Annotated in this window: 16 protein-coding genes and 1 other RNA gene; 7 read left to right on the forward strand and 10 right to left on the reverse strand. The window is 51.0% G+C overall.

Annotated elements, in window-relative coordinates; translation table 11 throughout:
* Positions 1-85: 85 nt before the first annotated feature.
* The 3 genes from nadR to serB all read right to left on the reverse strand — a co-directional run bounded on the left by nadR (position 86) and on the right by serB (position 3,959).
* A complete protein-coding gene (nadR, locus tag AB3Y96_RS18830) occupies positions 86-1,327 on the reverse strand; it encodes a multifunctional transcriptional regulator/nicotinamide-nucleotide adenylyltransferase/ribosylnicotinamide kinase NadR (RefSeq protein WP_046459232.1) in 1,242 nt (413 codons plus the stop codon).
* Between the two features lie 87 nt (positions 1,328-1,414).
* Positions 1,415-2,797, reverse strand: coding sequence for a DNA repair protein RadA (gene radA, locus AB3Y96_RS18835; protein WP_046459233.1), 1,383 nt, complete (start codon positions 2,795-2,797; stop codon positions 1,415-1,417).
* 184 nt (positions 2,798-2,981) lie between these two features.
* Positions 2,982-3,959 carry a phosphoserine phosphatase gene (gene serB / locus AB3Y96_RS18840; protein WP_072309147.1) on the reverse strand — a complete coding sequence of 326 codons (978 nt, stop codon included), beginning with the start codon at positions 3,957-3,959 and terminating at the stop codon, positions 2,982-2,984.
* A 111-nt stretch (positions 3,960-4,070) separates the two neighbouring features.
* Here serB and AB3Y96_RS18845 point away from each other — a divergent pair, with 111 nt between their 5' ends.
* A complete protein-coding gene (locus AB3Y96_RS18845; protein WP_072309132.1) occupies positions 4,071-4,772 on the forward strand; it encodes a YtjB family periplasmic protein in 702 nt (233 codons plus the stop codon).
* Between the two features lie 60 nt (positions 4,773-4,832).
* Here AB3Y96_RS18845 and rnpB read toward each other — a convergent pair.
* Positions 4,833-5,210: RNase P RNA component class A (gene rnpB, locus AB3Y96_RS18850), an RNA gene on the reverse strand.
* A 25-nt stretch (positions 5,211-5,235) separates the two neighbouring features.
* Positions 5,236-6,105, reverse strand: a complete 870-nt coding sequence (gene rsmI, locus AB3Y96_RS18855; protein ID WP_040046162.1) for a 16S rRNA (cytidine(1402)-2'-O)-methyltransferase — start codon at positions 6,103-6,105, stop codon at positions 5,236-5,238.
* Positions 6,106-6,167: 62 nt separating this feature from the next.
* Between rsmI and AB3Y96_RS18860 the strand changes: the two genes are divergently transcribed.
* Genes AB3Y96_RS18860 through dolP form a run of 4 tightly spaced genes read left to right on the forward strand, consistent with a single transcriptional unit; the run spans position 6,168 to position 9,818 of the window.
* A complete protein-coding gene (locus AB3Y96_RS18860; protein WP_367299945.1) occupies positions 6,168-8,213 on the forward strand; it encodes a penicillin-binding protein activator in 2,046 nt (681 codons plus the stop codon).
* Positions 8,171-8,581: a YraN family protein gene (locus tag AB3Y96_RS18865; protein ID WP_072309130.1), complete on the forward strand. Its 411-nt coding sequence runs from the start codon at positions 8,171-8,173 to the stop codon at positions 8,579-8,581. Before AB3Y96_RS18860 ends, AB3Y96_RS18865 begins: the two co-directional genes overlap by 43 nt.
* A 39-nt stretch (positions 8,582-8,620) precedes the next feature.
* On the forward strand, positions 8,621-9,211 hold the full coding sequence (diaA, locus tag AB3Y96_RS18870; RefSeq protein ID WP_072309146.1) for a DnaA initiator-associating protein DiaA: 591 nt from the start codon (positions 8,621-8,623) through the stop codon (positions 9,209-9,211).
* Positions 9,212-9,221: 10 nt separating this feature from the next.
* The gene (dolP, locus tag AB3Y96_RS18875; protein ID WP_072309129.1) at positions 9,222-9,818 is read left to right on the forward strand and encodes a division/outer membrane stress-associated lipid-binding lipoprotein; all 597 of its coding nucleotides are present in this window, start codon (positions 9,222-9,224) and stop codon (positions 9,816-9,818) included.
* Between the two features lie 71 nt (positions 9,819-9,889).
* Here the strand turns inward: dolP and mtgA are convergent, their stop codons facing one another.
* From mtgA to AB3Y96_RS18895, 4 genes are all read right to left on the reverse strand, one after another.
* A complete protein-coding gene (mtgA, locus tag AB3Y96_RS18880; RefSeq protein WP_367299946.1) occupies positions 9,890-10,627 on the reverse strand; it encodes a monofunctional biosynthetic peptidoglycan transglycosylase in 738 nt (245 codons plus the stop codon).
* Positions 10,624-11,277, reverse strand: a complete 654-nt coding sequence (gene elbB / locus AB3Y96_RS18885; protein WP_072309127.1) for an isoprenoid biosynthesis glyoxalase ElbB — start codon at positions 11,275-11,277, stop codon at positions 10,624-10,626. Before elbB ends, mtgA begins: the two co-directional genes overlap by 4 nt.
* A 393-nt stretch (positions 11,278-11,670) precedes the next feature.
* The gene (gene arcB, locus AB3Y96_RS18890) at positions 11,671-14,007 is read right to left on the reverse strand and encodes an aerobic respiration two-component sensor histidine kinase ArcB (RefSeq protein WP_072309126.1); all 2,337 of its coding nucleotides are present in this window, start codon (positions 14,005-14,007) and stop codon (positions 11,671-11,673) included.
* Positions 14,008-14,648: 641 nt separating this feature from the next.
* Positions 14,649-15,551 (reverse strand): TIGR01212 family radical SAM protein, encoded by a 903-nt coding sequence (locus AB3Y96_RS18895; RefSeq protein WP_367299947.1) that lies wholly within the window; start codon positions 15,549-15,551, stop codon positions 14,649-14,651.
* Positions 15,552-16,244: 693 nt separating this feature from the next.
* Between AB3Y96_RS18895 and gltB the strand changes: the two genes are divergently transcribed.
* Both gltB and AB3Y96_RS18905 read left to right on the forward strand, forming a co-directional pair.
* Positions 16,245-20,702 carry a glutamate synthase large subunit gene (gltB, locus tag AB3Y96_RS18900; RefSeq protein WP_367299948.1) on the forward strand — a complete coding sequence of 1,486 codons (4,458 nt, stop codon included), beginning with the start codon at positions 16,245-16,247 and terminating at the stop codon, positions 20,700-20,702.
* A gap of 14 nt (positions 20,703-20,716) precedes the next feature.
* Complete coding sequence (locus tag AB3Y96_RS18905) at positions 20,717-22,135, forward strand: glutamate synthase small subunit (RefSeq protein ID WP_072308535.1); 1,419 nt, start codon at positions 20,717-20,719, stop codon at positions 22,133-22,135.
* A 45-nt stretch (positions 22,136-22,180) separates the two neighbouring features.
* On the opposite strand, the gene AB3Y96_RS18910 is transcribed toward AB3Y96_RS18905, so the two are convergent.
* Positions 22,181-22,486, reverse strand: coding sequence for a PTS sugar transporter subunit IIB (locus AB3Y96_RS18910; protein WP_072308534.1), 306 nt, complete (start codon positions 22,484-22,486; stop codon positions 22,181-22,183).
* Between the last annotated feature and the right edge of the window lie 5 nt (positions 22,487-22,491).

Genomic DNA, 22,491 nt, shown 5'->3' on the forward strand with positions numbered 1-22,491 from the left:
ACTTCTTGTCGGAGAAACACATACTTAATAACAATAAGTCACATAATAAAGTCATGTGGCTCTCAGACATTATCCCCTAAACGGACTAAGAGCGCTCACCGCTCTCCCCCAACATCTGTTTCACCAGCTCAACGCAGCGTAAAAAACGCTCGTCGTAGTCTGAGGATTCAACACGCACAAACTCCATATTATTTTTCCGCAGCATCTGCTCAAGCAAGTCCTGAAATTCGCGGCGCTCTGTCGAACTTCCTAAACTGCGTAAGCCATCGGCCACCCACGGCGTATTGTTTTCCAACAGAATAATCAGATCAAAGCGATACTCATCGATCAGAGCCTGCACAAACGGGTGTTCACGCCCTTCATATTTTTTGCAAAACGCCTGAGTGGTAACAAAATCAGTATCGATAAAAGCCACTTTATTCGCATACTTTACCGCAAAATCAATATATTGCGCGTGGCCCAAGGCAATTTTGTCATAGTCAGAATATTGGAGCGCCATCTCATCGCCGCCAAGATGTGAGAAGACATAATCGCGGCCATATTCCCAAGCACTGGTGGTATTAAAGATATTTGCCAGCTTATTCACCAGCGTCGATTTGCCGCTGGATTCACCGCCGAGGATCGCCACGGTACGGACAAAGAAAGGTTTCACTTCGGTAGGAATATAGTCCCAATAGCGAAAGGGATCGTGACGGATTTGCCCACCGCTGATATTCATAAACGAACGTTCAGGATCAATCAGCAAGGTTTCCATGCCAAAGAACTCGTGATACACCGGCGCATCTTGACTATCACCCGAGTAAATCACGCTCGGAGTAATCCCGTTTTCCGCCATAAACGCCTTCATGCCATCGCTCCACACTTTCCAGCCATGGGGATAAGGCTCGATCCCCTGTTCATCAAAGGAGTGAATGCGAATATTTTTTTGATACTTGAAGGTCTGCAACAGCCAACGAAGTCGATCGCTTACCGTAGGCTGCTGTGACATCGCGCTATTTTCAAACAGCTCACGATCGCGGGGTTCGTCATGGCACAAAATCACATGCAGCTCATCAACTTGGCTACATGCGCGTTGTATAAGATAGATATGGCCCGTGTGCAGGGGATAAAACTTACCAAACACCACGCCGACGCTTTTAACCTTGCGCGGAAATTCGATATCGAGGAAGCGGTGAATCGCCTCAAGCTTTTGCGCGCTCGGGCTTTTGATTTTCTCGTTTAGCAGCTGGCTTAAGTAGCCTTTGGTCATTCCGCTAGCGTCCGCCACCTGCTGTAACGTGCAGCCTTTTTGCTTAATGGCGGTTTTTAGATAATCAAACTGCGACATTCGCGCTTCCCCTGTTTATACCCAAAACAATTCAACATGACGGGTTTAGTTAACTAAACAAAAGTAGCACAAGTGCCGCTGTAATCATCATAAATCTTGCAAGACATCCAAAGCATCGGACAGCTTTTTCACCCCAAAGACCTGCATATTCGGCAACGGTTTTTTCGGCATATTGGCATGTGGAACGATGGCGCGTTTAAAGCCATGTTTTGCCGCTTCAGAAATACGCTCCTGGCCGCTGGTCACCGGACGCACTTCTCCCGCCAGCCCCACTTCACCAAATACCACTAAATCTTGCGGCAACGGACGATCGCGCAGGCTAGAGACTAAAGACATCAACAGCGCTAGGTCTGCGCCGGTTTCCGTCACTTTCACCCCACCCACTACGTTGACGAAAACGTCCTGATCCGCCATCTGCAAGCCACCATGACGATGCAACACCGCCAGTAAAATCGCTAAACGGTTTTGCTCTAGCCCCACCGCAACACGGCGAGGATTTGACATCATCGAGGTATCCACCAGCGCCTGAATCTCAACCAACAGCGGGCGCGTACCTTCCCATACCACCATTACAGAGCTGCCGGAGGTAATCTCTTCGCCACGGCTCAGGAAGATTGCTGAAGGGTTGCTCACTTCACGCAGCCCCTGCTCTGTCATGGCAAACACGCCCAGCTCATTCACGGCGCCAAAACGGTTTTTATGACTGCGCAGAGTACGAAAACGCGAGTCAGCATCCCCATCCAATAGTACGGAACAGTCGATGCAGTGCTCCAGCACTTTCGGCCCCGCCAGCGAGCCATCTTTGGTTACATGGCCCACCATCACAATAGCCACACCGCGCGTTTTCGCAAAACGGGTTAAATACGCTGCCGTTTCACGTACCTGCGCCACGCTGCCCGGTGACGATTGAATGTCTGCCATGTGCATCACCTGAATGGAGTCGATAACCATCAGCTTCGGCTGCTCTTGTTCCGCGATCAGGCAAATTTGTTCAATGCTGGTTTCTGACAGCATATTCAAGCCATCGGTGGGCAGCCCCAAACGGTGCGCTCGCATCGCAACCTGCTGCAACGACTCTTCCCCGGTGACATACAGCGTTTTCATTTGCTGAGACAATTTGCACAGGGTTTGCAGCAGCAACGTACTTTTCCCCGCGCCGGGGTTACCACCGATCAGAATCGCACTGCCCGGCACCACGCCGCCGCCTAATACCCGGTCAAACTCAGCAAATCCGGTTGAAAAGCGTGGCAACGCCTCAAGGCTGATATCCGAGAGCTTTTGAACTTTGCTAACGCCGGCATCGCCCGCATAACCAGACAACCGTTCTGCGCGCGCCACCGCAGGCGAAGCCGCCAAGCGTACTTCAGTAATGCTATTCCACGCCTGACAGGCGCTGCACTGCCCCTGCCAACGCGGGTAATCAGCACCACATTCGTTGCAGACAAAGGCTCGTTTAATTGCTTTCGCCACGGAGACTCCTAGAACGGTTTTAGTCACAAATTGATAGGGGGAATTCTAACAGGAGATGGGAGAATATTACTGTTTTTTTATACAGACTTTACGGTAATAACGCTCTCCTTTGCATAAAAGAGAAAGGAGAAAACGCACCGCATGCGTCTCCCCCTAACAAGGGGGAGACTGGAAGAGAGGAAAATTACCGCTCTTCGTGCTTCAAACTTGCACTCAGCACGCACAGCACGCCCATCAAATCAGCATGACGAATAGCCACCGAGGCCTGAGCATAAACTTTCGGCTTCGCATGAAACGCCACGCCTAATCCCGCCGCCTGAATCATTTTTAAATCGTTGGCACCATCGCCAATCGCAACGGTTTGCGATAGCGGGATCTCCAATTTCTCGGCGAGTTTTATCAGAGTTTCAGCCTTGTACTGAGCGTCTACAATCGGGCCGATCACTTTACCCGTCAGTTTACCATCCTTAACTTCCAGATGATTGGAGACCGCATCCACCAAGTCAAAACGATCGCGCAGGTGATCGGCAAAATAGGTAAAACCACCGGAGGCAATGGCCACATGCCAATCTAACGATTGAAGTTTACGCACTAAACTCGTCAAACCGGGCATCAGCGGCAGCGAAGAGCGCACCGTTTCTAGTACCGAAACATCGGTATCTTTCAGCTTACCGACACGCTCACGCAGGCTGGCTTTAAAGTCTAACTCGCCGCGCATCGCGCGCTCGGTAACCTCAGAAACCTCTTCACCCACACCGGCCAGCTTAGCAATTTCATCAATACATTCAATTTGGATCGCGGTGGAGTCCATGTCCATAACCAACAAACCGGGTGTGCGAAGATGCGGAATTTTACCCAGCGTAGCAATATCCAGCCCCTGCTCATCGGCCAGCTTTTTCGCACGCGTTGGCAGGTTTCCCGCTAAACGGATCACCTGATAATCTTCAATACACCATGCGGTCACCACCACCATGGCAGCACCAAGGCGGCGCTGGAAGGCACATAACGCGGTCTTATCCAGATTGCGTCCATAAAGAAGCCATCCGGTATGACCTGCGCGATAATCTAACGGCATGACTTCGTCGCCGCTGAGAGAAAGGGGTAAACCCGGCCAGCGATAAATTTCTGCTGGCAAATCGCAATAAGTCAGACTGTTTGGCATAACAACTACTCCTTGGAAGACTTCATTTGCCACCACAAAACCGAGCATCAAGCTATCCTATCGGTAAGGCTTCTGGCAACATAAAGTGATAAACGTCTTATAGGGCAAGCTATGGTTAAGGCTAAAATTAAATTCAGGCTGCACCGCACCGCTATTGTGCTGATTTGTTTGGCCTTATTGGTGCTTTTGATGCAGGGAGCATCCTATTTCAGTTTGAGCCACCAAATGGCGCGTTCTGAGCAGGTTGAAGAACTGGCACAAACGCTGGCCGAACAGGTTTCCGATCGCCTCATCCCATTGATGAATACCGGCAATGACGATCCTGACAGCGAGAAAATTACTCAGATACTGAATCGACTGACAGAGCATAGTCGCATTTTAGACGCCAGTGTGTATGACGTTGATGGCACCATGATCGCTCGCTCCGGCGAAAAGGTGGCCGTTCGTGACAGGTTGGCGCTGGATGGAAAACGCGCTGGTAGCTATTTCAATCATCAAATCGTGCAAATGATTAAAGCTAAGGATGGCCCAATTGGCTTTCTACGCTTAACGCTGGATACGCATGTGTTAGCCACGGAATCTCAGCAGGTGGATAACACCACGAACCTACTGCGTCTGATGATGTTACTGTCGCTGGCGATTGGCATTATCTTGGCGCGCTCACTGCTGCAAACGCGTCGTTCACGTTGGCAACAATCAACCTATTTACTGACGGCCAATACGCCGGTGGAAGAAGATCCTGACGATCAAAACGATGATGATTCTACCACCAACAGTCCTGACACATTGGAAAAAGCCCCGAAGAAACCGTAATTCAGTCTCTGAATGCAAAAAGCCCCGCCAAGCATACGCTTCGCGGGGCTTTTTAACGAATGAGGGAGTTGACCGGTAAGCCGGGTTCTGTCGTGGACAGTCATTCGTCTAGGCCAGCAATCGCTCACTGGCTCAAGCAGCCTACCCGGGTTCAGTACGGGCCGTACCATGTGAACCCCTATTTGGCCTTGCTCCGGGTGGAGTTTACCATGCCACGGACTGTTGCCAGCCGCGCGGTGCGCTCTTACCGCACCCTTTCACCCTTACCTGATCCCACTTGCGTGGGCCATCGGCGGTTTGCTCTCTGTTGCACTTGTCGTAGGCTTGCGCCTCCCAGGCGTTACCTGGCACCCTGCCCTATGGAGCCCGGACTTTCCTCCCCTCCATCTGTCTCCCCGAAGGGGACGGCAATGAAGCGGCGACTGTCTAGTCAACTCCGCGGCGGATAATAGGGCATTACGCCCTATTTGTCACCCTCTGCATTCTCAAGCGCGTATTTATACAGCGCATTCTTCTTCACGCCGTGAATTTCTGCGGCTAAAGCAGCGGCTTTTTTCAACGGCAGCTCTTTTTGCAGCAGTGCTAACGTTCGCAGTGCATCGGCCGGTAGCGCATCCTCATCGGCTTTATGGCCTTCGACAATCAGCACCATTTCACCACGGCGACGCATATCATCTTCCAATACCCAATCGAGTAGCTCACCCACCGGGGCTCCGTGGATGTTTTCCCACGTCTTGGTCAGCTCACGCGCTAACACCACGTAGCGGTCGCGCCCCATGACTTCAACCATATCTTTCAGGCTATCAATCAAGCGATGCGTTGATTCATAAAAAATCAGCGTGCGTGGCTCTTCTAACAAAGCCTGAAGCGTGTCTTTACGCGATTTTGTTTTCGCAGGCAGAAAGCCTTCATAGCAGAAGCGATCGGACGCAATGCCAGACGCACATAAAGCAGTGATGGCAGCACAGGCACCCGGAAGCGGAACCACGCGAATACCCACTTCACGACAGCGACGAACCAGATGATAGCCCGGATCGTTAATCAGCGGCGTACCCGCATCAGAAACCAACGCAATACTCTGACCTTCTTGAAGTTTTGCAATAAGCTGGTCTGCTTTTTGTTGTTCGTTATGGTCGTGCAAAGCGAATAGTCGAGCATTAATAGCAAAATGCTGTAGCAGTAGGCCAGTGTGTCGCGTATCTTCTGCTGCTATCAAATCGACCGCTTGCAAAGTATCCAACGCTCGCTGGGTAATATCACCGCGATTCCCGATTGGCGTAGGAACGACATACAGCGTTGCAGCAGAAATTACAGCTTGATCGTCTTGATTCATTGTTTCATCCGGTTTACCGATTTAATATTGAGCATCTTTGAAAAAACTGCACTGGATACAGTATGCTTTCCTCACTCATTGTCCGCACCAAGTCCGGACGCATTATCCCCGTAGTTCTCGCCGCTATGTTAATGGCTGCGTGCTCGGGACAAGCTCCACAGACGCCTGCGGCAAATATTCAGGCTGAAGCCACGGCTTCATCCGAATACTATCTGCAACAAATGCAGCAGAGCAGCGATGATAACAAGGCTGACTGGCAATTACTCGCCATTCGTTCCCTGATCCGCGAAGGAAAGCTCCCACAAGCGGCGGAATTGCTGGGCAAACTACCGCAAGAGCTAACTGATGTCCAACGTCAGGAACAGCAGCTAGTTAGCGCTGAGCTCAGCATCGCACAAAAAAATATGCCTAACACCTCGGCGATTTTAGCCAAGTTAGACGTCGACTCGCTTTCTAACAGCCAGAAGACCCGCTACTACCAAGCGGTTATCGACGCCAGCCAAGGCAAAGCCTCATTGCCGGTTATCCGCGCCTATATTGCTCAAGAGCCGTTGCTCAATGACAAACAGCGTCTGCAAAATATCAATGGCACCTGGGCTGCACTAACTCAGTTAACGCAGGCCGACCTGAATAGTTTGGTCATTAACGCCGACGAAAATATTCTGCAAGGCTGGCTGGATCTGCTGCGTCTGTATCAAGACAACAAGCAAGATCCAAGCCTGCTGAAAGCCGCGATCAAAGATTGGCAAACTCGCTATCCAAACAATCCGGCCTCCAAAGTATTGCCAACCGCGCTGGATAACGTGCTGAATTTTAAACAGGCCTCAACCTCAAGCGTTGCCCTACTGTTACCGCTAAACGGTCAGGCTCAGGTTTTCGCTAACGCGATCCAAGCAGGTTTTAACGCCGCGAAAAACGGTGCTATCACCCAAAGCGCGCTAAGCCAGCCACAGCCAGCGGCTGCCCCAGACGATGCCAACGCGGCCCAGCCAACCAGCACCGACCCTAACGCTAACGGCGCAGTCAGCACCAGTGGGGCTGCGCCCGTAGCGGAAGCTACGCCTGCAGCAGCGCAAACCGACGCCGACGGCATGCCTGTTGCACCTATCGTGCCGCCATCTGCCAGCAATGCGCAGATTAAAGTGTATGACACCAGCTCCCAGCCATTACCTGCCCTGCTAGCACAGGCCAAGCAGGATGGTGCAACGCTGGTTGTTGGCCCACTGCTGAAAGAAAATGTGGATCAGTTATCCGCTGGCAGCACACCGTTAAACGTACTGGCGCTGAATCAGCCAGAACAGGTGCAAAACAATCCCAATATCTGCTACTTCGCGCTGTCTCCTGAAAATGAAGCACGCGATGCGGCTAAACATATTTGGGATCAAGGCAAACGCAACCCGCTCATTTTGACCCCGCGTGGAGCATTAGGCGATCGCGTGGCTAAAGCCTTTGCTCAAGAATGGCAACAGCTGGGCGGTTCAACCGTTTTACAACAGGGCTTTGGCTCAACGGGTGAGCTGCGTCAGTCGATTAACGGCGGTACAGGTATTCGCATGACCGGGCAACCTGTCATGGTTGCTTCAGCCTCCCAGCCCCAATCCGTTACCATTGCCGGTTTAACCATTCCAGCGCCTCCGGCTGATGCGGGTGCAGTTTCCACCTCAAGCGGCAAAGTCGATGCGGTGTACATCATCGCTACGCCTGCGGAACTGACGCTGATTAAGCCGATGATTGATCTGGCTAACGGTTCGCATAGCGGATTAGGCTTGTATGCAAGCTCACGTAGCTACCAAGCGGGTTCTGGCCCTGATTTCCGTTTAGAAATGGACGGACTGCAGTTCAGTGATATTCCATTGCTGGCGGGTAGTAACCCTGCCTTGATGCAACAAGCCGCTGCTCAGTTCAAAAATGACTACTCTCTGGTTCGCCTGTATGCCATGGGTGCCGATGCTTGGGTGCTGGCAAATCACTTCTCGCAGATGCGTCAGATTGGTGGTTTCCAATTGAATGGCTCCACCGGTGTTCTCAGTGCGGACAGCAACTGCGTCATCAACAGGAAGTTGCCATGGCTCCAGTACCGTGCAGGAAGCATAGTGCCGATGCAATAAGTAGGAAAAAAGTAGACCGGCGCCAAATTGGTGCGCAGTATGAAATAATTGCGCGCCAATACCTTGAACGTGTCGGACTTCATTTTTACGCCGCCAACGTCACGCTACGTGGCGGCGAGTTAGATCTTATTATGCGCGATGGCGAAACGTGGGTTTTCGTTGAAGTTCGTTATCGCCGCACCTCTCTTTATGGCGACGCAGCTGCGTCAGTCAGTTACACCAAACAACGCCGGTTGTTGCACAGTGCAGCAATCTGGTTGGCAGAACGCGGTGGCAGCTTCGATACCACGGATTGTCGCTTTGATGTTTTGGCAATCACCGGTAGCCAGTTACAATGGTTGCCAAACGCATTTGCAGCGGCCGAATAATTTCGCCCGCCGCGCCTTGAACCAATGGACAATTTTACCGTGCTGGAAAGAATCAAAGGCTGTTTTACAGAAAGTATTCAAACTCAGATTGCTGCGGCTGAAGCCTTGCCTGACGCTATTTCGCGTGCAGCAATGACGCTGGTGCAGTCATTACTGAACGGCAATAAAATTCTCTGCTGCGGTAACGGCACCTCTGCCGCAAACGCCCAGCATTTTGCCGCCAGCATGATTAACCGCTATGAAACCGAACGCCCAAGTTTACCGGCAATTGCACTAAATGCCGATAACGTGGTCTTAACTGCCATAGGCAACGATCGGCTGCATGATGAAATGTATGCCAAACAGGTTCGCGCACTAGGCCATGCAGGTGATGTGCTCCTAGCAATTTCAACGCGCGGAAATAGCCGTGATATTGTGAAAGCCGTGGAAGCCGCGGTAACCCGCGATATGACGATTGTGGCACTAACAGGCTATGACGGCGGCGAGCTGGCCGGTTTACTTGGCCAACAGGATGTGGAAATCCGCATCCCGTCACACCGTAGTGCTCGCATACAAGAAATGCATATGCTTACGGTCAACTGCCTTTGTGACTTAATTGATAATACGTTGTTCCCCCATCAGGATGTTTGAAGGAGTCTCGATGACTAAGCGTTCCCCGTTCACCCGCTGTTTTCCTATCGCATTCATTGTAATGAGTGCGCTATTGCTTCAGGGATGTATCGCTGCTGCCGTTGTTGGTAGTGCTGCTGTGGCCACGAAAACCGCCACCGATCCCCGTAGCGTAGGGACACAGGTCGATGATGGTACGCTCGAAGCTCGCGTATCGAATGCGCTAGGCAAAGATGAGCAGTTGAAGAAAGAAGCGCGTATTGTTGCTACCGCCTATCAAGGCACCGTTCTGTTAACGGGTCAGGCACCAACAGCAGATCTCGGCGCCAGAGCTAAACAGATAGCCATGGGCGTTGACGGTGCAACATCGGTCTACAACGAAATTCGTACCGGTAAACCGGTGAGCTTGGGCACAGCCTCAAGCGATACATGGATCACCACCAAAGTTCGCTCTCAGCTGTTAACCAGCGATGCGGTTAAATCCTCTAACGTCAAAGTAACGACGGAAAATGGTGAAGTGTTCCTACTGGGTTTGGTAACGCAGGAAGAAGGCCAAGCAGCGGCGAAAATCGCCAGCCAGGTTAGCGGCGTTAAACATGTCACCACGGCGTTTACCATTCTGAAGTAACGTCAAAAAGACAATAATAAAAAACCCCGTTGAGACGGGGTTTTTTATTTGTCGATTAGGTTAACTCAATCTTAATACAGCTTATTCTGCTTCAGATAACCTTCGCCACCAAGCTGTCTCATTTGGCGTAAAATCCACTGCTGGCGGCGTAACACATAGCCGGAAGGTGCCTTGGCACTAAACCGATACGGGTTAGGTAATACGGCGGCTAAAAGAGCGGCTTCAGATGCAGTAAGGCGGCTGGCTGGTTTATGGAAATAGCGTCTGGCGGCTTCTTCAACGCCAAAAACGCCGGGGCCAAACTCCACAATATTCAAATAAACGGTTAATATGCGGCGCTTGGTCCATACCACTTCAGTGCCCAGCGTCAGCCCAGCTTCTAATCCTTTACGCACCCAACTGCGGCCATCCCATAAAAACAAATTCTTAGACGTTTGCTGGGAAATCGTTGATGCGCCGCGCACGGGCTTATCCCCTTTGTCGCCACCATCGATCACCGATTCAATCGCGCCAAGATCAAAGCCCCAATGTTGTGGAAACTTTTGATCTTCAGCAGCAATCACGGCTAACGCCATATAGGGCGAAATTTCATCCATCGGCACCCAGTCTTGATGGGCAACGTAGCCGAAATCGCCGCTAAGCCAAGCGCCCAACTGGCGCTCAACCATCACCGCTGAAAATGGAACCGGCAAAAAAGCAAAGATAACAATCCCCGCAGCCCATACACCAACCACGGCGAGAACCACTTTGACTGCCCAAAAACGCAGCCGTGTCAGCAAGCTATTTCCCTGCCCGCGTCGCTTCTTCATTCAGTCAGTTCCAGCACCCGCGCAACTAGTTTATCAATCCCTACCGCCGCTTCGCTGATAGAGTTAGCCAGCATATAGGCAGGTGTTGTGACCACTTTCTGCTCCAAATCAACCACGATGTCATCCGCCGGACAAACAACGTGTTCGCCGCCCATCTTATCAATAGCCTCAGCGGTATCAGGATCGTTGCCAATCGTTAAACGCGTATGCACGCCTAACAACTTAGGCAGCATCGTTGGCGCAATACACATAAAGCCTAGCGGTTTACCCGCCTGATGCAGCTGCTGAACCAATCGTTGCAGATCGGCATCAACGGAACATTCCGGCCCCTGCACGGCAAACGTACTCAGGTTTTTAGCTGCACCGAAGCCGCCGGGAACGATCAGCGCATCGAGTTCTTCTGCGTTAGCTTGGGAAAGCGGTTTGATATCACCTCGTGCGATACGCGCAGACTCCACTAATACATTGCGACTTTCGTGGCTCTCATCACCGGTCAGGTGATTAATCACGTGCATTTGAGGTTTATCTGGAGCAAAAAAGTAAACCTGAGCACCTGCGCGATCCAAGGCCAGCAGAGTTAAAACCGATTCATGAATCTCAGCACCATCAAAAACACCACATCCACTCAAAACCACACCGACTTTTTTCATTTTTTTCTCCAAAAAATGGTTACTCAGCATATTTACCCAACACTTAACAAAGCTAAAGGTATGCATGCTAAGCATTAGAAATATTTAACAGTTTGATTTTTCTCAATGCAAAGGAACGTTTTTACTGGAATTTTCCTAGTAACTATCTAGAGTTAAGTCAATCCTTAAAACGTTTGTATTAGGAAACACTAGGCTGCATCACACATTTTAATGAATCAACTAACAAGCAGTAAAACATGTTGGTATGTTGGTTCGGCTTCGCGTGAAACTCATAAGTTATGTTTACGCAATTGCTTCAATGCAATACCTTTAGAAAAACTTAAGCGTAGACACCCTGTTTCCCTGGTGTTGGCGCAGTCGTTGCGCACCCCAGCCTAGGCTGGGGTCATTTTTCTATTTCTTGGTCGTTTTATCCGCCCAGTCTCTCAACACTTTCACATCATGACGCCACTCATGTTTGAGTTCATCAACCCACTCCTGAACGTTATCCCACCATGCAGGCAATGATGACGTCTGAATCTGCTGAGCAACCTGTTGTAAATGACGTAAACCAACAGACCCTGCAGCGCCTTTGATTTTGTGACCTTCTTCGGTAATGCCTTTCTCATCGCGAGCGGTCATATTGGACTCAAGAACCGCTAAATAGCCTGGCATCATTTTTTCAAACATCTCAACGCTTTGATAGATGAGTTGCGGTCCGACTAAATCAATGTACTGTTGCAGCATGTCAGTATCTAAAAGGTCTTCGGTATTGTGGGCCACTTTTTTACTCTCCACCTTTTTCTCCTTAGCCTTCGGCGCCTCATCCCAGAACTTCTTGATCATGGCGGTTAGAGCGGGAACCGACAGCGGTTTGCTCAATACATCATCCATACCAGCATCAAGATATTCTTTCTTGTCTTTCAGCACGTTAGCAGTTAACGCCACCAGCGGTGGCAAATCATCATAGTGCTCACATAAATTGCGAGCGATATCCAACCCCGTCATATCTGGCAACTGAATATCAAGCAGCACCAGATCGTATTCACCCGGCGTGAACATATCCAACGCCTGTTGCCCCGTCATCGCAACATCCACACTGTTGCCCAGTTTTTCTAGCACGGAACGCGCCACAATAACGTTTAATTCAATGTCTTCCACCAATAGCACATGCAGCGCCGGCAGCGGTAACTCAGCATCTTCCGGCTGTGGAGATAGCGCTTCTTCCACCACGGGCGCATCAATCGAGAGCGTAAAGCATGAACCTTCGCCCGGCGTGCTGCGAACCACGATATCACCACCCATGTTTTGCGCTAAACGCTTGGAAACTGCAAGACCAATACCGGTGCCCGTTGCAGGTTTGCCACCATTCTGATCTTTCACCTGATAGTACATGGCAAAGATTTTATCTTGCTCATCCTGCGGAATACCAATGCCGCTATCCTTCACTTCAAAGAACAGTTTCCCATCGTTTTCACGCCATACTTTTACGTTTACGCCGCCTTTCTGAGTAAACTTGACCGCGTTCCCGATCAGATTCCATAGGATTTGGCGCAGGCGTGTGCCGTCTGCCAAAATTTTATGCGGTAAATTAGGCTGTGGCTCTAAGGTGAAATCCAGTTTTTTTGGCTGCACCAACAGCCCAGAGAGGTTCTCTAAGTCAGTGAGGAAACCGGTGAAATCTATTGGTTGGTTATCAAGCTGAACCTTACGTCGTTCCAGCTTATCCATTTCGATAATGTCGTTGAAAATATTGCCGAGGGTAATGGCGCTCACATGAATAGTTTTGAGATAGTTTAGCTGCTCTTGATTAAGCTCGGTGTCGAGCAAAATACGGCTCAGGCCAACGATACCATTCAGCGGAGTGCGGAGCTCATGGCTGATGGTGGAGATAAAAGTGGTTTTGTCGCGGCTGGCGTTTTCCAGCGCATCCTGATAACGCTTACGCTCTGTGATATCACGGCCAAAGCCCATTAAGCCATGGCGTTTACCGACGCGATCATAAAACGGCACTTTGCGCAGCTCGAAGCAGGCCTTGCGCCCATCAGGATAAACTAGCCACTGTTCATAGGTCAGCGAGACGTTATGGCGGAATACTTTCTCATCGGTCTCAATGACTTTTTTGGCGATATCCTCATCGTAAACATCACCCGGCTGTAGGCCAATCAACTGTTTCTCGCTCTTCCCCGTCAACAGCTCCATGGCGCGGTTGCAGCCAGAGAATTCTTCATTTTCATTGCGGTAATAAACCAGATCGGGCGAAGCATCAAGGAAAGAGCGCAGCAGCGCCGACTGTTGTTCCAGTTCAATCTGCGCTTGTTCACGCTGATCGATTTCGTGCTGCAAGGTATCAAGCACCTGTAAGCGCGCGTCTTCAGCTTTCACACGCTCGGCAATTTCTTGGTTCAGTTGAACGATATTATTTTTTAGTTGCTGATTAAGCTCAAGATCGCGATAACGCATCTCTTCCAGCTTATTCACTAATTTAGACAGGCGTTGGCGTGACTCTTCCAACTGCTCCACGACTACGGAAAGAAAATAAACGGCCCATGGCGTGATCAGTAAACCAAAGAATACTGAACGGACAACGTCGATACTCTCAACTTGCCCGCGCAAAAGCATCGTTACGGCCATCTGCACCACGATAGCTAATATAACCAGCACCGAAGCCAACAGGATGGAAAAGCGCACCAGCCCTAGTTTTACCATTAAATCGACATAGTATTGGGCTAATACCCGAATTTGCTTCATGTGCAACTCCCTTGGATTACGGTCTTTTAAATCATACCGTAAAACGATTGTTAAGGGAGGTTTCTGAGATTGAAATGGGATATCAAAAAGTTAAGTTCTACTTTGCCTAAGCGGTGTAAGGTTTCGTACGCTTAAAAGCCATAATTTTTGCATCAGTACAGTGCAAGCGTACGAGCAAGGCGGCTCAATCGCCGCCGCCTTGCATCCCGGCTTGGCACCGTTTTTCAGCCTGCTTCGCAGGTTCCCTCATCTCGTCATTCCGGCTTTAACGGAACGAACGGCAATCGCCATCCTGGCTCCTCCGTTCTTTCGCCGACGTCCCTGTCGGCGAATCCTAGCCTTCATTCCTCTATTCGGCTGAAAAACAACGTGCCAGAAAAGGTCAAAATCAAATTCAAAAGATTTTATTTGTTTAAGTTTTGGGAGAAAGAGCAACGCTAACAGTATGTTAGCGTTAGGGGAGGAGGCGCCAAGGATGGCGCATGCCGACCCGGCGCGAAGATGCCATCTCGGATAAAAGCGCGCGAGTGCAGAGACCACGCGCTGGTGGTCTCTGCCCGTACGCCTACACAGCACTGATATTGAAACTCGGTATGAACAGGCGGGCGGAATATTACACAGTAACCCTAAAGACGCTCACGTTATAAACCTGAAGCCTGCCCCCCAAACTCCAGCATATAGCGATTTAACTCCACCATTCCTGTCCAACGATTTTCGCACCATAACGGTGCTAACAACGTTGGACGGCGGGCGCTGGCGGAAATGCGGTGATAGACAATATCCATCGGCGTATGGCGGATCATTTCACCCGCAATATTCACATACTCTTCCAGCGGTAACTCGCGCAAGCGCCCCGCCTGCCAAGCCTTCGCCATGGTGCTGCCGGTAACGATATGCAGCGGATGCAGTTTAATTCCATCCACGCCGGTTTCAACCACGCGCTCCAGCGTCTGCATGCATTCCTCTTGCGCTTCACCGGGTAAACCGACAATCAGATGGCTACACACTTTCAAACCACGCTCACGCGCTGCTCGCGTGGTTTTTTGATAACAGGCAAAATCATGCCCACGATTGATGCGTTTTAGCGTTTTATCCTGTGCGCTCTGCAAACCTAGTTCGAGCCACACCTCATAGCCTTTATCACGGTACTCACTCAGCAAATCCAGCACGCTTTCCGGTACACAGTCTGGGCGGGTCCCTACGCAAATCCCGACCATATCAGCCTGCTGCAACGCCTCTTCATACATGTTCTTCAGCGTACAGACCTCTGCATAAGTACTCGTATAGGCCTGGAAATAAGCCAAGTAACGATTTGCCCGATTCACCTTGCGCGCTTGCGCGGCAAGCTGTTCAGCAATACTCTGACGCTGCATTTGTTCATCAGCAAAAGAAGCGACGTTGCAAAAAGTACAGCCACCGCGCCCTAAAGTGCCGTCACGATTTGGGCAATTAAAACCGCCATGAAGGGTAAGTTTATGAATTTTTTCACCATAGCGGCGCTGAAGATCGGCACCGAACATATTCACGAGTTGCTGCAACTGCATAATCTAGGAGGTCGCCTGTACACATCACGAAAAAACTGAGGGGGCAGATCCTATCGCATACCGCGATAGCCTGCGCTGATAGAGATCAATCCCCTTCCCATCGCCGTTAAGAATAAAAAATCACTATTAATGATAATAAATTCAAACCACCGGTAATAAAGAATTCTTATTATTTTCAAGCGACTGACACAATGATGTTGCTGAGATGAAAAATAGTGATAACCAACGTGAAAACTTAATTTCACAATATAATTCACTATTAAAGTGAATTGCTCTAGCACGGTGCATAAATAATAGCCTTGCACTACAGTGAGTCAGCTCACATTTCTCTTGGCTTGGCTTGACTTACAGAAACAGCGAAAAACATCAGTTTTCCATTTTAAATCAAATAACTACATGGGAATATCATCTTCTGAAGTGTGAGCATGCCCACATTTGACCTACGTACTCTTTCTAGATAAGTTGAAAGACCGCTGGAAGCTAAATGTTTTTTTAACGATTTTTTCTAGACGGGCTAACGTCTCGTCATTTTTATGCAGTCATTTACGACTCCCTCGAAACACGCTATTGAGTGCTTGCGGGCTTATCCCAAGTAAACAATAGCCGAGGCGGATGCGCGTGCCGAATGGTTATGCACTATCCCACTCGCAGTAAAGATGGTTAGTAATGCAGAGCCTGGGGAGGTTCACTGATATGTTGTACGATGCATCCCTTGAAAAGGACAACTGTGGTTTCGGTCTGATCGCCCATATAGAAGGTGAGCCAAGCCACAAAGTCGTCCGTACCGCGATCCATGCGCTCGCACGTATGCAACACCGTGGCGCGATTTTGGCAGATGGCAAAACCGGCGACGGATGCGGTCTGCTGCTGCAAAAACCCGATCGCTTCTTCCGCATGGTGGCCGAAGAGCGTGGCTGGCGTTTAGCCAAAAATTACGCCGTCGGCATGATCTTTCTCAGCCAAGACGAAAATGAAGCCCGTGCCAGCCGCCGGATTGTTGAAGAAGAACTACAAAACGAAACGCTGTCGGTTATCGGCTGGCGTGAGGTTCCTATCAACGAGGATGTGTTAGGCGAAATCGCCCTTTCCTCCATGCCTCGCATCGAACAGATATTTGTTAACGCGCCTGCGGGCTGGCGTCCACGCGATATGGAGCGTCGTCTGTTTGTGGCTCGTCGTCGCATTGAAAAACGTATTGAGGATAAAGACTTCTACGTTTGCAGCCTGTCTAATTTGGTGACGATCTATAAAGGTCTGTGCATGCCCGCCGACCTGCCGCGCTTCTACCTCGATTTGGCTGACCTGCGTTTGGAATCGGCAATTTGCCTGTTCCACCAGCGCTTCTCCACCAATACCGTTCCACGCTGGCCGCTGGCTCAGCCGTTCCGCTATCTGGCCCACAACGGTGAAATCAACACCATCACCGGTAACCGCCAATGGGCGCGCGCCAGAACCTATAAATTTAAAACTCCGCTGATCCCAGATCTTCAGGACGCCGCGCCTTTCGTTAATGAAACTGGCTCGGACTCCAGCTCGTTGGATAATATGCTGGAGCTACTGCTCAGCGGCGGGATGGACATCGTGCGCTCCATGCGTTTGCTGGTTCCACCGGCATGGCAGAACAACCCCGATATGGATGCCGATCTGCGCGCGTTCTTCGATTTCAACTCCATGCACATGGAGCCGTGGGATGGCCCTGCCGGTATCGTAATGTCCGATGGGCGCTTTGCCGCCTGCAACCTCGATCGCAACGGTCTGCGCCCTGCTCGTTATGTCATTACCAAAGATAAACTCATCACCTGCGCGTCTGAAGTGGGCATCTGGGATTATCAGCCAGACGAAGTGCTGGAAAAAGGCCGCGTTGGCCCCGGCGAGCTGATGGTCATCGACACCCGCAGTGGGCGCATCCTGCATTCAGCCGAAACCGACGATGATTTAAAAAGCCGCCACCCGTACAAAGAGTGGATGGAGCGCAACGTTAAGCGCCTCGTTCCGTTTGAAGATCTGCCTGACGATCAGGTTGGCAAACGTGAACTGAGCGACGATGAGCTGCTAACGTTCCAAAAACAGTTTGGCTATAGCAGCGAAGAATTAGATCAAATCCTGCGCGTGCTGGGCGAAAACGGACAAGAAGCCACCGGTTCTATGGGCGATGACACCCCGTTTGCCGTGCTCTCTAGCCGCCCGCGCATCATTTATGACTATTTCCGCCAGCAGTTTGCACAGGTCACCAACCCGCCAATCGATCCGCTGCGCGAAGCGCATGTAATGTCGCTGTCCACCAGCATTGGCCGCGAAATGAACGTGTTTAGCGAAGCGGAAGGTCAGGCTCATCGCTTGAACTTCAAATCGCCAATCCTGCTGTACTCTGACTTTACCCAGCTCACCACGCAAGATAGCGAACATTATCGTGCAGATACGCTTGATCTCACGTTCGATCCGCAGCAAACCGATTTGCAGCAGGCTATTCATGCACTCTGCGAAGAGGCCGAGCAAAAAGTTCGCCACGGTGCCGTACTGTTGGTGTTATCAGATAGAAACATCAGTGCAGAACGCTTGCCGGTACCCGCGCCGATGGCGGTGGGTTCTATCCAACAGCGTTTGGTCGAAAAAAATCTGCGCTGCGATGCCAACATCATTGTTGAAACCGCCAGCGCACGCGACCCGCACCACTTTGCCGTTCTATTAGGCTTTGGTGCCACGGCTATCTATCCTTACTTAGCCTATGAAACGTTGGCTAAGCTGGCAGACTCTCACGCTATCGATAAAAAATACCGTGACGTGATGCTGAACTACCGCAACGGCATCAACAAAGGTCTGTACAAGATCATGTCGAAAATGGGGATCTCCACGATCGCCTCCTATCGCTGCTCTAAGCTGTTTGAAGCCGTGGGCTTACATCGTGACGTCAGCAACCTGTGCTTCCCAGGCGTGGTTAGCCGTATCGGCGGCGCCGGATTTAGTGATTTCCAGCAGGATCTGCAAAACCTCTCTAAACGCGCATGGCTGAAGCGTAAGCCGTTGGATCAGGGTGGACTGCTGAAATACGTTCACGACGGCGAATACCACATGTACAACCCTGACGTGGTGAACACCCTGCAGGCTGCGGTACAAAGCGGTGAATACGGCGATTACCAAAAATATGCCAAGTTGGTTAACGAGCGTCCAGTTTCAACGCTGCGCGATCTACTAAAAATTACGCCGAAAGGTGATGCGGTTCCCGTCGAAAGCGTTGAGCCAGCCAATGAGCTATTTAAGCGTTTTGACACCGCTGCCATGTCTATCGGCGCACTGAGCCCAGAGGCACATGAAGCACTGGCTGAAGCGATGAATGGCTTAGGCGGCTTTTCTAACTCCGGTGAAGGCGGCGAAGATCCTGCGCGCTACAAAACCAATAAAGTTTCCCGAATCAAACAGGTGGCTTCAGGTCGTTTCGGCGTAACCCCAGCTTATTTGGTTAACGCCGACGTTATTCAGATCAAAGTCGCTCAGGGTGCAAAACCGGGCGAAGGTGGCCAGTTGCCGGGCGACAAAGTGACGCCATATATCGCCAAACTGCGCTATTCGGTTCCCGGCGTGACGCTGATTTCACCACCACCGCACCATGATATTTACTCTATCGAAGATTTGGCCCAGCTGATTTTCGATTTAAAACAGGTGAATCCAAAGGCGCTGATTTCCGTCAAACTGGTGTCTGAACCCGGCGTTGGTACTATCGCTACCGGCGTTGCTAAAGCCTATGCGGATCTCATTACCATCGCGGGCTACGATGGCGGTACGGGCGCAAGTCCATTGTCGTCAGTGAAATATGCAGGCTGTCCGTGGGAACTGGGTCTGGTTGAAACTCAACAGGCGTTAGTGGCCAACGGTCTGCGCCATAAAATTCGGTTGCAGGTTGATGGCGGGCTAAAAACCGGCGTCGATATTATCAAGGCCGCAATTTTAGGAGCAGAAAGCTTCGGCTTTGGTACGGGGCCGATGGTGGCGCTGGGCTGCAAATACCTGCGTATTTGCCATCTCAACAACTGCGCAACCGGCGTGGCAACTCAGGATGAAAAACTACGTCGCAACCACTTCCATGGTTTGCCAGAGCGCGTCGCTAACTACTTCCAGTTCATCGCCCGCGAAACCCGTGAGCTGATGGCTGAGCTTGGCGTCACTCGTTTAGTCGACCTAATTGGCCGTACCGACCTGCTGCTTGAGCTCGACGGTTTCACCGCTAAGCAAAACAAGCTGGATCTGTCTGCGCTGCTGAAAACAGCAGAACCTAAACCGGGTAAAGCGGTGTACTGCACCGAAAGTAATCCATCATTTGATAAAGGCTTGCTCAACAAAGAGCTATTAGCGCAGGTTCAGGCCAATATCGAAGCCAAACAAAGCAAAACCGTCTTCTTTGATATCCGTAATACCGACCGCTCCGTTGGCGCATCGCTGTCTGGTGCCATTGCTGAACAACATGGCGATCAAGGGCTGGCAAGCGATCCGATCAAGGCACAGTTCACCGGCACCGCCGGTCAAAGCTTCGGTGTGTGGAACGCCGGCGGCGTAGAGCTAACGCTAACGGGCGACGCCAATGACTACGTTGGTAAAGGCATGGCGGGCGGCAAGATCGTGGTTCGCCCTCCGGTGGGCTCTGCCTTCCGTAGCCATGAGGCCAGTATTATCGGCAACACCTGCCTGTATGGCGCAACCGGCGGCAAGCTGTTTGCAGCAGGCCGCGCCGGTGAGCGTTTTGCGGTACGAAATTCCGGTGCTATTACCGTGGTTGAAGGTATCGGCGATAACGGTTGTGAATACATGACCGGCGGGATCGTCTGCGTCATGGGTCGCACCGGTATCAACTTCGGTGCAGGTATGACCGGTGGATTCGCTTACGTGCTCGACGAAGACGGTGAATTCCGCAAACGCGTTAACCCAGAACTGGTTGAAGTGCTGAGTATGGATCAGCTGGCAATCCACGAAGAGCATCTGCGCGGTTTAATCACCGAGCATGTGCAACTGACCGGCTCTAGTCGTGGCGAGGAGATCTTGGCGCACTGGCCTGAATGGGCACCAAAGTTTGCTTTGATCAAACCAAAATCCAGCGATGTAAAAGCACTGTTAGGTCACCGTAGCCGTTCCGCAGCTGAGCTGCGGGTACAGGCGCAGTAAGGGCGGAGAAGAATATGAGCCAGAACGTTTATCAATTTATTGACCTACAGCGCGTAGATCCGCCAAAAAAACCGCTCAAGATCCGTAAGATCGAGTTCGTCGAAATCTACGAACCCTTTTCTGAAACACAGGCGAAATCGCAGGCCGATCGTTGCCTGTCGTGCGGCAATCCATACTGTGAGTGGAAGTGTCCGGTCCATAACTACATTCCAAACTGGCTGAAGCTGGCGAATGAAGGGCGGATTATGGAAGCCGCCGATCTGGCGCACCAAACCAACAGCCTGCCTGAGGTGTGCGGACGCGTTTGTCCGCAAGATCGCTTGTGTGAAGGTTCATGCACCTTAAACGACGAGTTTGGCGCCGTGACCATTGGCAACATTGAGCGTTATATCAATGACAAAGCCTTAGCCATGGGCTGGAAACCTGACATGTCACACGTGCAGCCAACCGGCAAGCGCGTTGCCGTGATTGGCGCAGGCCCTGCTGGACTGGCCTGTGCCGATGTCCTCGCCCGCAACGGCGTTCAGGCGGTGGTGTTCGATCGTCATCCAGAAATCGGCGGCCTACTCACCTTTGGTATTCCGGCCTTTAAGCTGGAAAAAGAAGTGATGACCAAACGTCGTGAAATCTTCAGCGGCATGGGTATCGAGTTCCGCTTAAACACGGAAGTGGGTAAAGATGTGCAGATTAGCGACTTACTCAATGAATACGATGCCGTTTTCCTTGGCGTGGGTACCTATCAATCGATGCGTGGCGGTCTGGAGAACGAAGACGCCAGCGGCGTATTCGATGCGCTACCGTTCCTGATTGCGAATACCAAGCAGCTGATGGGTTACGCCGCTACGGAAGAAGAGCCTTACGTTAGCATGGAAGGCAAGCGCGTGGTCGTGCTCGGTGGTGGCGATACGGCCATGGACTGCGTGCGCACGTCTATTCGCCAAGGCGCAACGCAGGTTTCCTGCGCCTACCGCCGTGATGAAGAAAACATGCCAGGCTCAAAGCGCGAAGTAAAAAATGCGCGAGAAGAAGGCGTGGAATTCATGTTCAATCTGCAACCGTTAAGCCTTGAGCTCAACGCCGCTGGCCGCGTTTGCGGAGTAAAAATGGTACGCACCGAGCTGGGCTCACCTGATGCTGCAGGTCGTCGTACCGCGCAGCCTATCGCGGGCTCTGAGCATGTGCTGGATGCCGATGCCGTGGTGATGGCGTTTGGTTTCCGTCCTCACGCGATGAGTTGGCTAGCCGAGCACGATGTGATTCTGGACACGCAGGGACGCATCGTGGCGCCAGAAGGCAGCAATAATGCCTTCCAAACCAGCAATCCGAAAATTTTTGCCGGTGGCGATGCGGTTCGTGGCTCTGACTTAGTGGTCACCGCCATTGCGGAAGGCCGTAAAGCCGCTGAAGGGATCATGAACTATCTAGAGGTGTAACGTGAAGAGGCGGGAATTCTCCCGCCTCTTTTTTGCCTAAGTTATTTATGCGTTCACTAACTTCAATGCCAGCTCTAATACTCCAGCACCGTTCATTCGACCATAATCCATCATAGGGATAACTTCGGCAGGACGTGTTTTTTCAGTAATGGTATCTACACGTGATTTCAAATATCCCACTTGTGGCCCTAATAAAATCACATCAGCTTTTTGCCACTCTTCATTGAGTTTCGCATCTGGGATCGCCCAGATTTCCGCCTCAATTCCTTTTTCTTGGGCTACAGTTTCCATTTTTCTCATCAGCATACTGGTGGACATACCCGCATTACATACCAACATAATTTTAATCATCACGA

It is taken from the genome of Hafnia alvei, from assembly GCF_964063325.1.
In the GTDB taxonomy this organism is placed as follows: domain Bacteria; phylum Pseudomonadota; class Gammaproteobacteria; order Enterobacterales; family Enterobacteriaceae; genus Hafnia; species Hafnia alvei_B.